This is a genomic window from Xenorhabdus sp. BG5, assembly GCF_015163665.1.
In the GTDB taxonomy this organism is placed as follows: Bacteria; Pseudomonadota; Gammaproteobacteria; order Enterobacterales; family Enterobacteriaceae; genus Xenorhabdus.
Genome location: NZ_JADEUG010000032.1, coordinates 1 through 12,846 on the forward strand (window position 1 = coordinate 1; position 12,846 = coordinate 12,846).

10 protein-coding genes and 1 rRNA gene are annotated in these 12,846 nt (G+C 43.9%); 6 read left to right on the top strand and 5 right to left on the bottom strand.

The window, feature by feature from the left end; all coding sequences use genetic code 11:
* Window positions 1–106, top strand: a 5S ribosomal RNA gene (rrf, locus tag IQ209_RS14590); the annotation flags it as partial.
* A gap of 57 nt (window positions 107–163) precedes the next feature.
* Here the strand turns inward: rrf and IQ209_RS14595 are convergent.
* Window positions 164–829, bottom strand: coding sequence for a GntR family transcriptional regulator (locus tag IQ209_RS14595; RefSeq protein ID WP_193851976.1), 666 nt, complete (start codon window positions 827–829; stop codon window positions 164–166).
* Between the two features lie 419 nt (window positions 830–1,248).
* On the opposite strand from IQ209_RS14595, the gene IQ209_RS14600 reads away from it, so the two are divergent.
* The 4 genes from IQ209_RS14600 to IQ209_RS14615 all read left to right on the top strand — a co-directional run bounded on the left by IQ209_RS14600 (window position 1,249) and on the right by IQ209_RS14615 (window position 7,642).
* Complete coding sequence (locus IQ209_RS14600) at window positions 1,249–2,016, top strand: LamB/YcsF family protein (protein WP_193851977.1); 768 nt, start codon at window positions 1,249–1,251, stop codon at window positions 2,014–2,016.
* Window positions 2,017–2,059: 43 nt separating this feature from the next.
* Window positions 2,060–3,688, top strand: coding sequence for a 5-oxoprolinase/urea amidolyase family protein (locus tag IQ209_RS14605; protein WP_193851978.1), 1,629 nt, complete (start codon window positions 2,060–2,062; stop codon window positions 3,686–3,688).
* Entirely contained in the window at window positions 3,685–5,457 is a 1,773-nt protein-coding gene (locus IQ209_RS14610; RefSeq protein ID WP_193851979.1) for a biotin carboxylase N-terminal domain-containing protein, read from the top strand. The genes IQ209_RS14605 and IQ209_RS14610 overlap by 4 nt, the downstream gene beginning before the upstream one ends.
* Window positions 5,458–5,551: 94 nt before the next feature.
* The gene (locus tag IQ209_RS14615; RefSeq protein WP_193851980.1) at window positions 5,552–7,642 is read left to right on the top strand and encodes a TonB-dependent receptor domain-containing protein; all 2,091 of its coding nucleotides are present in this window, start codon (window positions 5,552–5,554) and stop codon (window positions 7,640–7,642) included.
* A gap of 90 nt (window positions 7,643–7,732) precedes the next feature.
* On the opposite strand, the gene frdD is transcribed toward IQ209_RS14615, so the two are convergent.
* The 4 genes from frdD to frdA are packed head-to-tail and all read right to left on the bottom strand — an operon-like array spanning window position 7,733 to window position 11,036.
* Window positions 7,733–8,089, bottom strand: a complete 357-nt coding sequence (gene frdD, locus IQ209_RS14620; RefSeq protein WP_189759591.1) for a fumarate reductase subunit FrdD — start codon at window positions 8,087–8,089, stop codon at window positions 7,733–7,735.
* Between the two features lie 13 nt (window positions 8,090–8,102).
* Window positions 8,103–8,498, bottom strand: a complete 396-nt coding sequence (gene frdC, locus IQ209_RS14625) for a fumarate reductase subunit FrdC (RefSeq protein ID WP_193851981.1) — start codon at window positions 8,496–8,498, stop codon at window positions 8,103–8,105.
* A 14-nt stretch (window positions 8,499–8,512) separates the two neighbouring features.
* The gene (locus IQ209_RS14630) at window positions 8,513–9,247 is read right to left on the bottom strand and encodes a succinate dehydrogenase/fumarate reductase iron-sulfur subunit (RefSeq protein ID WP_193851982.1); all 735 of its coding nucleotides are present in this window, start codon (window positions 9,245–9,247) and stop codon (window positions 8,513–8,515) included.
* Entirely contained in the window at window positions 9,240–11,036 is a 1,797-nt protein-coding gene (frdA, locus tag IQ209_RS14635; RefSeq protein WP_193851983.1) for a fumarate reductase (quinol) flavoprotein subunit, read from the bottom strand. The genes IQ209_RS14630 and frdA overlap by 8 nt, the downstream gene beginning before the upstream one ends.
* Window positions 11,037–11,838: 802 nt before the next feature.
* On the opposite strand from frdA, the gene epmA reads away from it, so the two are divergent.
* On the top strand, window positions 11,839–12,816 hold the full coding sequence (gene epmA, locus IQ209_RS14640; protein ID WP_193851984.1) for an elongation factor P--(R)-beta-lysine ligase: 978 nt from the start codon (window positions 11,839–11,841) through the stop codon (window positions 12,814–12,816).
* The last annotated feature ends 30 nt before the right edge of the window (window positions 12,817–12,846 follow it).

The following is a 12,846-nucleotide window of genomic DNA, read 5'->3' on the forward strand; positions in this document are numbered from 1 at the left end:
ACAGCGCGGTGGTCCCACCTGATCCCATGCCGAACTCAGCAGTGAAACGCCGTAGCGCCGATGGTAGTGTGGGGTCTCCCCATGTGAGAGTAGGACACTGCCAGACATTCAATTAGTCAGAGAAGCCATCCGTCCCCGGATGGCTTTTTTGCGTTTAATTTTTTTATGATATTTGGTTATTTTTACGTGTATAAGCGGCCAATATCGCCCTTTCTGATAATTCCAGGTAATCTTTCATTGTCTTAGCTGCTTGTTCATTTTTCTCTGAATTGAGTAATTCCAGAATATGCGCGTTTTTATCGATATAAGGTGCATACAAAAGTTCAGGATCATTCAAAATACCAAAAGCCAAACGCAGTTCTGCGGAAATATTGTGATAGAAAGCGATTAACCTATCACTATCAGTTAATTCTACGATTGCGGCATGGAAGTGCATATTTTCTGTTCCGGCACCAATCCAATCTTGTTGTTTGCGACATTGTTGAGCGGCTTCAACGGCTTGTTTCATTTTGGCAACACTGGGATGCATTGGATAAGCCTGAGCAAGTGCCTGACATTCAATTAACTGCCGAACTCGATAGATATCAATAATAGATGCGATATCGGGAGTTGCAACAAACACGCCACGATTAGGTTCATGTTTCAGCAACCCTTCTTGCGTGAGAAGGCGGAACACTTCACGTAATGTATTTCGTGAAATTTCAAGCTGTTCACTCAACGCAGCTTCTGATAGTCGTTGTCCAGGTAATAACTCCCCAACAACCAGTTTATTTCTGATGGTTTCAGCGATTCTTTTGCTCAAAATTTGGGGAGAATGGTTTTTTTTCATAGTTATCCGTTAGATTTAATGGCTGATAACAAACACCTTCAAAGCGTATACGAAAGCGAATCTTCACATATTCCTCGATAACCAGCAAGTTACAACCATCGAACCTTTATAGGGCAATATCATTGCGTCTATTGCACTTAAATTGTGCATCCTGGCGATAAATCCAACGAAAAATGTTAATAAAGTGATCTCTATTGGATTTTGAAGATCGATAACACAAATTTGTTTGCTTATTTCCTCAGCAGATCTTATTTATTGTTCAACAATATATTCATTTTAATCAAACAATCTGCTTCTTTAGTTTCATAATGATACAGATATTTTTTAATAAACAATGAGTTATGTTTTGATGTGGCACATGAGTGCCATGTCTGACGGTTCAATTTTTGAGTTTTTGAAATCAGCTTAGGGAAATCATCATGATAAAAACGATCGATTTAAATAGTGATCTTGGTGAAAGTTTTGGTCAATGGCGGATGGGAAATGATGAAGAAATACTGGGTATCGTTAGTAGTGCTAACGTTGCCTGTGGTTTTCATGCGGGCGATCCTGTTGGAATTTTGCGAACATTGAAATCAGCGCAGAGAAATAATGTAGCAATAGGTGCCCATGTTTCTTATCCCGATTTGGTTGGCTTTGGGCGACGTAAAATGGATATAGCCAATCATGAACTTACCGCTGATGTTATATACCAGATTGGTGCCTTGCAAGGATTGGCTGCGGCGGCAGGTACTAAAGTGAGTTATGTTAAACCTCATGGCGCGCTTTATAACACGATCGCAAATGACGAATATCAGGCAATTGCTGTTATTGAAGGAATTCTGGCGATAGATCCTAACCTTGTGTTGGTCGGTCTGGCGGGATCAAACATTCTCAAATTAGCTCAGGAAAGCGGGTTGAGCACTATAGCAGAAGCGTTTGCTGATCGTGCTTATACCTTACAAGGAGAATTAGTTTCCCGTCGTGAAACGGGGTCTGTTTTGCATGATGCGGATCTCGTTGCTCAACGTATGTTGCGATTGGTGACAGAAGGGGGAGTTGAGTCAATTGATGGCAAATTTACCCCTATTCAGGCGGATTCAATTTGTGTACATGGTGATACTCCTGGCGCGGTAGCGATGGCAAAACAGGTTAAGACAGTTTTGCAGCAGGCAGGAATAACTATTCAGCCATTTATTCATTCATAAGTATGGATTGCATTGATATGGTTAATAATTTGTGGAGATAACCTTGCGTTTTTTACCTGTTAATAGTAATACCATCATGGTTGAATTGGGTGGATTAGCAGAAACATTGGCTCTGCTTGATTCACTGAATATGGCACCTATTTTGGGAATTGAAGAACTTATTCCGGCAGCGAGAACGCTGATGGTTTGTTTTCATCCGGCAAAAATATCAATCCAACAATTGGCGGCAGAAATCAGTAGCCGGGATTTGCAAGAGCGCAGTCATACAACGGGAAAAAGCATAGAAATTCCTGTGCATTACAACGGTGATGATCTCGCACTGGTTGCGGAAATATTGGGATGTACTGTCCAGGAGGTTATCCAGCAACATACCGAAAATGAATATACCGTCGCCTTCACTGGTTTTGCCCCTGGGTTTGCCTATATGGTATCGAATACCTCACAATGGAATATACCTCGCCGCAAAACCCCCCGAACGCGCATTCCGGCGGGTGCTGTTGCATTGGCAGGGGAATTCAGCAGCATTTATCCGCAGGTAAGCCCTGGAGGATGGCAGCTTATCGGTATTACGACCGAACGTATGTGGGATCTTTCCCGTCCATCTCCGGCCTTATTGCAACCGGGTTATCGTGTTAACTTTCGAGATGTTGGGCGTCACCCTGCAACAATCAGCTTACCTAAAACTGGTGCGACTGAAATTAATCAGCCTGAAATACCGGACAGTAACATGGCTCTAACTCCAGAGGCTTCCTGTCATCTGGAAATTTTGTCTGTGGGATTACTGACCTTATTGCAAGATCTGGGGCGGGTTGGACAGGCAAAATCGGGGATCTCAGCATCGGGTGCAATGGATAAAAGCGCCTTGCGCAGCGCAAACCGTATTGTTGGTAATCCCTCTGACTACGGTTGTCTGGAGATCGTTCAGGGCGGGTTTAAGGCGATCGCACATGGACAGATGCTGGGTGCAATTACGGGAGCACCATGTCCAATAGAGATCAAAACGCTATCGGGTGAAATATTCCAAGTGAATACTTACCAACCGATTGATTTAAACGATGGTGACGAAATTTACTTGGGTGTTCCTGTCGCTGGCATGCGTTCATATTTATCGGTACGTGGCGGCTTTACTGTTCCGGCCATTTTATCCAGTCATTCATTTGATACTCTGTCCAATATTGGGCCTGCTCCGTTGAGAATGAATGATAAATTAGTTGTCGGTGAAACATCTCACTGTGCAGCGATATCTATCTCTGAAACGCCGGCTTTTGACATGCCAAATAAAGATGAAATCGTCGTATTGGATATCTTATTTGGGCCTCGTACAGATTGGTTTACGCAAGAATCCATTGACTTATTGAGCAAGCAGATTTGGCAGGTAACACCTCAATCCAATCGGATTGGTTTGAGGCTAAATGGTGAATGCTCACTATCGCGAATTAAGTTACAAGAATTACCCAGCGAAGGAACATGTATGGGGGCGATACAAATTCCTGCCAGTGGGCAGCCGGTACTATTTTTGGCTGACCATCCATTGACCGGAGGATATCCAGTTATCGCTTCAGTCGCTGATTATCACCTCGATCTTGCTGGCCAGATCCCCGTTAATGCCAAAATTCGGTTCAATCCCATTAGCCAATTCCATGAAATTCAAGGGAGTAATGATTTGCTATGAACACCACTGTGAACCCTTTAAATAACAAAATTAATAAGAAAGTGCTGATTGCCAACCGTGGTGAAATTGCTGTTCGGATCATTCGAGCTTGCTGCGATTATGGAGTACAGACAGTCGCTGTCTATGCGGATGCCGATATCAACGCACAACACGTTCAACTGGCTGATGAGGCTTATTCTTTGGGAGGAAATAGCCCTACAGAAACTTACCTCAATATTCCTCGTTTGCTGGAGATAGCGAAGAGAGCTGGAGCAACCCTGGTGCATCCAGGTTACGGTTTTTTATCTGAGCGAGCGGAATTTGCCCGGGCAGTGATTGAGGCTGGCTTAACCTGGATTGGCCCTAACCCTGAAACGATTGATAAGCTGGGAGACAAGGTTAAGGCGCGTAAGATAGCCCAGAAAGTGGGAGCGCCGTTGGTGGTTGGGACATCCGAACCCGTTAAAAATGTACAGGAGGTTGTTGCTTTTGCGGAGCAACATGGCTTGCCGATTGCCATCAAAGCGGCTTTTGGTGGCGGTGGACGAGGCTTGAAAGTTGCCTGGCGCATGGATGAAGTGGCAGAACTTTATCACTCAGCGGTACGTGAGGCGACAGCGGCATTTGGCCGTGGTGAATGTTTTATTGAGCAATTTTTGGATAAACCACGCCATATAGAAGCACAGGTTATTGCCGATAAGCAGGGTAATGTTGTGGTACTTGGCACCCGTGACTGCTCTTTACAACGTCGTAACCAAAAATTAGTAGAAGAAGCACCCGCGCCATTTTTAACTCAGGAACAACGAGAACGTATTCATCAGTCAGCAAAAGCCATTTGTGAGGAAGCCAATTATGTGGGAGCGGGTACTGTCGAATTTTTACTGAGCACAGAGGGAACGCTTTCTTTCTTGGAAGTAAATACTCGCTTACAAGTGGAACATCCTGTGACAGAAGAGACAACAGGCATTGATCTGGTTATCGAGCAGTTGCGGGTAGCGGAAGGTCATCCATTAAGCATTCGGGAAACACCTATCCCAAGAGGGCACTCGTTTGAATTTCGTATTAATGCGGAAGATGCGGCGAAAGGTTTCCTGCCAACATCAGGCACAATCACCGAATTTATCTCGCCTGCTGGCCCTGGTATTCGTTTGGACTCTGGTGTGAATAATGGCTCTACAATTCCGGCCACCTTTGATTCACTAATGGCAAAATTAATTGTCACAGGTGCGACCCGAGAACAGGCTATTGTTCGGGCACGTCGGGCATTGAAAGAATTTAAGATCCGTGGCGTAGCCTCCGTTTTGCCTTTCCACCAAGCGGTAATGGCGCATCCTGATTTTATTTCTGGTGATAAATTCAATGTCCATACCCGCTGGATTGAAACAGATTTTGTGAATGAACTTGAGGCTTCATTACGTCAGTTTCCGCTTGAAGATAAAAATATTACCCGCACTTTTATTGAGATTGATGGCCGCAGGCATGAATTGGGATTGCCATTGGATTTATTGGCACATTTAGCCCCTGTGGGTGAACAGCAATTTTCGCCGTCTGTCATAAAGGAAAAACTGCCGGAAGATCTTCGTCAGGTAAAAGCCCCTATTTCCGGTATCCTGCATGCTTGGATGGTTAAAGAAGGTGAGCAAGTCAGTGAAGGTGATGTGATTGCAGTGATGGAAGCCATGAAAATGGAAGTACAAATCAATGCTCATCGTTCAGGAAAAATCACACTCTGTTCCCAGACAGGGAATTATCAGGATGCAGGAAGTGTTCTGGCTAACATAGGTGAGTAATTAATATACCTCATTCTCGTCTTTAAAGTTATTTACATTTCTCTTAGAAATGTAAATAATAATGCTTCTCAATAGTATTTTTGCCTGAAAATAAATGTCTAAAATTACCAAAATTTACGCTAGCCTGGCGAAAAGTGGCCTGTGTGTTCCTTTGATGTCCGCATCTATGCTGACAGTCGCTATCTCTACCAACGCATTTGCAAATGCTGAAAATACGACTAAGAAATCGACTAATACTAGCGATACATTGGTTGTTATTGCGGATAATAATGCCCAAGGTGCACCAGAAGATAGAAAAGTCAGCCGTAATGAAATCAGAGTTAAGCAAGCACAAAGTGTCGGTGAGATTTTAAAGAATGTACCGGGCGTACAAGCCGGTCACCCTAGCGCTTTAGGGCAACGCTTTAAAATCCGTGGCATGGATGATCAATTCATCAACGTGACGATTGATGGCGCAAGGCAAGAAGGATATCACTTCCACCATGCAGGAAATTACGGTATCGATCCTGAAATGTTGAAGCAAGTTGATATCAAGGTTGGTAGTAACAGTATTACCTACGATACCGGTGCTATTGGAGGTGCATTAAAATTTGAGACTGTTGATGCCGGTGATCTGTTAGAGCCAGGACAACTCTTTGGCGCTAAAGGAAAATTAAACTACTCAAGCAATGGTTCTGAATTCCAACAATCCTTGGCGACTTATGGCCGATTGGGTGCTGTTGATTTATTAGGTTACTTTACCCATCGCGATATGCACAACTCTAAATCTGGCAGGGATAGTAGCGGACGAGACTCAATTCCGACAGATGGAAAACTATACAATTACTTATTAAAAGCGAAATTTAATCTGACAGACGAGCAGTATATTAATGTATCAAAAGAAAATTATAAAAATGATGCAGCAACCAGCTTTAGATTAAATTTTGGACAGGATGTAAATAACGGGAAGAAAGCGAAGTATGCTATCGATCGCGACACCCATAATATCACTTATGGGTATACGCCAATCGATAATGACCTGATTGATTTAAAACTATCCGCTTACCATACTGAACAAACCTCTACCCATATGAAGCCTATAAATGGGGACGGGAATGGGTTCGACAGTATTGTTAGAACCCAAGGTATTAAGGTTCGTAATACCTCTAGTTTTGATACCCAGAAGTTAACTCATGCTTTAACCTATGGGTATGAATATTTTGATACCAGAATGAGGTTCACTGATGTAGATAAAAATATTCATAAAAAAGAAGTAGAAAAAGCAAACTCATCATCCGTTTACTTAGAGGATGACATTCAAATTGCCGATTTTCATGTTATACCGGGTATCAGGTGGGATCACTATAAATACCAGACGATTAATAAACAGCATGAATCGTTTGAGAAAACTTATACTCACTTCTCAAAAGCACTTGGCTTAAAATACGAGCTTGGCGCGTCCACAACATTATTTGCCAATTACACTGAACTCTTTAGGGGTCCATTGGGCAAAGAGTTGATGGGGATATCTAACCATAGCAATAACCTGAAAGCCACAACTGGTTATAACCTGGAAACAGGATTAGCAGGTACTTATCCTGGTGTTTTTGCTGACAATGATTCACTGGTTGTATTAGGTAAAGTGTTCCAAACAAACTTTAAAAACCTGTCTACAACTTTAGCCAAGAATGAGCTACATAATATCCCGAAAGCCAGACTGCAAGGGTTTGAATTAGCGACTGGCTATAAACTGGATAATTTGTCTTTAAAAGCCACTTATGCCAAAGTCAATAACAAAATTATTGAAGGTAATGGGCTGTTTGATAAGGCATTTACCAGAGGATTAGAGTTTGAGCCGTCAGTGGGTGACTCTATCACAGTAGGTGGTAGTTACCTATTTGACACAACTGACATTGAATTCGGCTGGAATACCCGCTTTGTTCTGTCAAAGAACTCAAAAGGTAAAGACACAAATGATAAGAAAGAAGTCATTATTGTCGATATACATAAACAGGGATATGGCGTAAGTAATATGTATGTCTCTTGGGCGCCAAAAACCGGAGCATTTAAAAATACCGAACTCCAGTTTGGTATTGATAATGTCTTCGACAAACGTCACAACGAACATTCTTATTATTTGAAGAGTTACCAAGGACAAGAAGAGAAAGGCCGCACATATAAAGCGACAATTTCTTATAAGTTCTAATCAACATATATTAAAGGTTTCAAATACCTTTCGTAACAAGTCTGCGGTTTATCCGCAGACTTTTTCCTAAGATTATTTTCCAATTCGCAATTACAGCGTAAAAATCCCAATTAAAGCGATAACAGTCAAAATCGCGGCTGCACCATAAAACACCCACTTACTGGCGGGAATAGGGATTTGTAGATCGTGCATACCATGATGCAAGCGGTGCAAACCGCACCATAAAGGCAGGCTAATCATCAACAGTAAAAAGATGCGGCCAATAAAGCTCTGGCAAAATGTCAGAATGCGTTCATAAGAAAGCGCTTCTGGTGCCAATCCCAGTGGCAGCAAGATACCCAGCAGCAGAATAATTGCTGGCCCAATAATAGCGCTCCACATACCGCCGGCACCAAACAGCCCCCAGAAAATCGGTTCATCGGAACGCTTAGGTACTTGATTCATCAGATCCTCCTTGGGGTTAGAAAAACAGGGCTACGCCGAGGATCACGACGGTAGCAATAATCGTAATTGCCCATAGCAACTTGATAATCGGCCCTGGTGGCATTTTCTCATTCTTAACGATAAGATTGAGTGCCTTGGGCGCCAGCTCAAACCAGGTTTTGGTATGCAGTAATGTAGCCAACAAGGTGATGATATTAATCAGCAACACCAAGGGATTTTGCAGAAAAGAGACAAACCCCGCCCAGCTTTCAGGGCCACCTTTCAGGGCAAACAGACCGTAAAGGACTAAGATACTGAACCAAACGGTGGGGATGGCTGTCCCTTCACGTAACATATAGAAGCGATAAAAACCCAGTTTACGCCACCAGTTAGATTCCATACCACGCACATAAGGCTTACGTTTTGTCGTCATTACTCTTTCCTCCCTTATTGTGGTTTCAGCATGGAGATAAGGAAATCTTTAGCACTTTCTGCTTTGCTCTGCTGAATCGCACCGGCTGGATCAACATGTTTCGGACATACTTCAGAGCAGTAACCGACAAAAGTACAAGACCAGACGCCATTATCGCTGTTGATTTGCGGCATACGTTCTTTCTTGCCGTGATCGCGGCTATCAAGGTTATAGCGATGTGCCAGCGTGACTGCGGCAGGCCCAATGAATTCAGGATTCAGGCCAAATTGAGGACAGGCGGCATAGCACAAGCCACAATTGATACAACCGGAAAATTGATGATATTTTGCCATCTGGGCAGGTGTTTGCACATTTGGGCCATCGGTGGGTCTGCGATCATTGCCAATGATATAAGGTTTGATAGCTTCCAGGCTCTCAATAAAGTGAGTCATATCCACAACCAGATCCCGCTCAATGGGGAAATTGCCTAGTGCTTCAACTTTCATCCCTTGAGCATAATCGCGCAGGAACGTTTTACAGGCCAGTTTTGGTACACGGTTTACCATCATGCCGCAGGAACCACAGATTGCCATGCGGCAGGACCAGCGGTAGGAGAGGTCAGGCGCCAGATTGTCCTTGATATAACCCAATGCATCCAGCAGTGAAGTTTGTTCATCGTAAGGCACTTCATAAGTGACGAAATAGGGTTCACTGTCAATTTCCGGGTTATAGCGCATGACTTCCATTTTCAGATTATTCATCTCAGCCATTCGCTTGCTCCTTCTGTTTTTTCTCTTGTGCAGCCGCTTCCCCCCCATAGACGCGTTTCGCTGGTTGAGATTTGGTGATCTTCACATCACTGTATTCCAGACGTGGGGCACCCTCTGGGTTATAGAACGCCAGTGTATGTTTCAGGAAGTTCTCATCATCACGTTCGGTACAGCCTTCATCAAGGCGCTGGTGGGCGCCGCGGGACTCTTTGCGATTTATGGCAGAATGCGCCATACATTCAGCAACATCCAAACTAAATCCTAATTCAATGGTGTAAAGCAGATCGGTATTGAAGACACTAGAACGGTCGCTAATTTCGATATGTTTGAAGCGTTCTTTCAGTTCGGCAATTTTGTCGATGGTTTTCTGCATTAGCTCTGGTGTACGATAAATTCCGCAGCCTTCTTCCATTGAAGTTCCCAGTTCATCGCGGATTTTTGCCCAGTTTTCGCCGCCTTTCTGATTCAGCAACTTCTTGTGTTTATCTTCAACATCACGAGATTGAGCATCTAATACGCTATTATTGGCGGGTTTCACTTCCTGGATATGTTTGACTGCTTCTTCACCGGCCAGGCGACCAAAGACAACTAATTCAGCCAGTGAGTTAGAGCCGAGACGGTTTGCACCATGCAAGCCAACAGAAGAGCATTCACCGATAGCGAACAATCCTTTGATGCGAGTTTCACCCTGTTGATTCGTTTCGATTCCACCCATAGTGTAATGTGCCGTTGGACGAACAGGGATTGGCTCTTTGACCGGATCAACGCCGACATAGGCTTTTGCCAGCTCACAGATAAATGGCAGGCGTTCGAGCAGCTTTTTCTCACCTAAATGACGCAGATCCAGATGCACGACATCGCCACGCGGCGTTGCGATGGTGCGGCCTGCTCGCCATTCATGCCAGAACGCCTGGGACACTTTGTCACGTGGGCCTAATTCCATATATTTGTTTTCGGGATGTCCAAGCGGCGTTTCTGGCCCTAAGCCATAATCCTGTAGATAACGATAACCCTCCTTGTTCACCAGAATCCCACCTTCACCACGGCAGCCTTCGGTCATCAAAATACCGGAACCGGGCAGGCCGGTGGGGTGATATTGCACAAATTCCATATCGCGCAATGGGATACCGTGACGGAACGCTATCCCCATGCCATCACCTGTGACAATACCGCCATTGGTGTTATAACGGTATACACGTCCGGCACCGCCAGTCGCCATAATGACTGCATTAGCGCGGAGCTGAACTTTTGTCCCTTCCATCATATTCAGCGCAATTAATCCGCGTGCTTGCCCTTCATCCACCAGAATATCGAGGACAAAATACTCATCAAAACGTTGGATTTGTGGGTATTTGAGTGAAGTCTGGAACAGCGTATGGAGCATATGGAAACCGGTCTTATCGGCGGCGAACCATGTGCGCTCAATTTTCATGCCGCCGAAACGACGCACGTTCACAGAGCCATCATCCTTGCGGCTCCACGGGCAGCCCCACTGCTCTAGTTGGATCATTTCTGTTGGGCAATGCTTGACGAAATACTCAACCACATCTTGTTCACACAGCCAGTCACCACCGGATACCGTATCATTGAAGTGAAAATCGTAGGAGTCGTGTGACTGAGTGACGGCGGCAGATCCGCCTTCTGCGGCCACAGTGTGGCTACGCATAGGATAAACTTTTGAGAGCAAGGCGATTTTGAGTTGAGGATTGGCTTCAGCAGCCGCGATGGCAGCCCGTAGCCCTGCACCACCGGCTCCGATAATCGCGAGGTCGACATTGAAGGTTTGCACTGCTCTTCTCCATTGTTCAAGTGAGAATCAATCTGCTACTTTTTATATGGCTTAATTATAGCGAAGAGTGTCGGAGGTAAATTTGATATGGATGTGGGTTTTGCGGGTTTTTGCCAGTAAAACGTGATCTAACGCATGTTTTTACTTATTTTAATGTTGCACGTTAATATAGGCTATAACTTCATTAATAGGGTTTATATATATGCGTTACCTTTCAAGTTGCTCATTATAAGACAACATAACTCTTTGTTTCTCCCCGCGAAGCGGGGAAAAACAATATGCATCTTGAAGTGAGATGGGTATAAAAGTAAATGATGAAATTAATGAGTTTGGATAACAAGATGGTTTTTATTGTAAATTTATAGAATGAACCCTTTTCATTGATGTGAAACATTAGGATTCAGATTTATCAGATAATAGACTAAAGATAATTTTAATTAATTTTTTATATTGATGTAATTGACCGATAATAGTGTTTTTTACTTTGTGATAACATTTGGTTTATACCAATCCAACTTCAAGATGCGTGTTATATTTCCCCGCGCAGCGGGGAAATATAAGGCCTCGCCTCGTCTTGCGGATTGCAATTTGAAATTTATTGAGTATAACCACAATTGACTATAGATGAACACTATATTCTAAATATAAATAAATGGATAACGAATATAGGTTAACAAGGTCGCAAATTAAAAAATTAAGTGTATAAAGAATAAGGGCATAAAAAAATTGAGGGTAATGAATTGTCTGGTAAGCTTGATGAAGGTAAACTGCACGTTTTGTTTTATTTTGGAGTCATAGAAATATGAACGAAAACGCGAATTGGCAGCCAAGTGCCCCTATCGCCAATTTATTGAAAAGGGCAAAGATCTTAGCAGAAATACGGCGCTTTTTCGCAGATCGTGGCGTGTTGGAAGTTGAAACGCCTGTCATGAGTCAGGCGACTGTCACCGACGTCCATCTGGTCCCTTTCCAGACACAGTTCGTGGGACCGGGAGTGGCAGATGGCTTGACTCTGTACCTGATGACTAGCCCTGAATACCACATGAAGCGTCTGTTGGCAGCCGGCAGTGGTTCCATTTATCAGATAGTGAAAAGTTTTCGCAATGAGGAAGCGGGTCGTCATCATAATCCAGAGTTCACCATGCTGGAATGGTATCGTCCGCACTACGACATGTATCGCTTAATGAATGAAGTGGATGATCTGTTGCAACAAATCCTGGATTGTGAAAGTGCTGAATCACTATCTTATCAACAGGCCTTCATACGATATCTGGATATTGATCCCCTTACCGCAAGCAAAGAAAAATTGCGTGAAGTTGCGGCGAAACTCGATCTCAGCAATATCGCTGATCAGGAAGAAGATCGGGATACCTTATTGCAGTTACTTTTTGTCATGGGGATAGAAACTCAGATCGGCATTGAAAAACCGACGTTTATCTATCACTTCCCGGCCTCCCAAGCGGCATTGGCAGAAATCAGCAAGGAAGATCACCGTGTGGCGGAGCGTTTTGAGGTCTATTTTAAAGGTATGGAGTTGGCGAACGGTTTTTGCGAACTGACCGATAGCAATGAACAACGTCTTCGTTTTGAACAAGATAACCGTAAGCGTGAAGAGATGGGGTTGTCGGTTCAGCCGATTGATGAATACCTGCTTGCTGCTCTTGCCCACGGAATGCCGGAATGTGCAGGCGTAGCATTAGGCATTGATCGCCTGATTATGCTGGCATTGGGTGCTGATCGGATTAGTGAGGTTATCGCTTTTCCTGTGGGGATCTCGTAGCACAATCATTTATGCCATTAACCAAGGTGC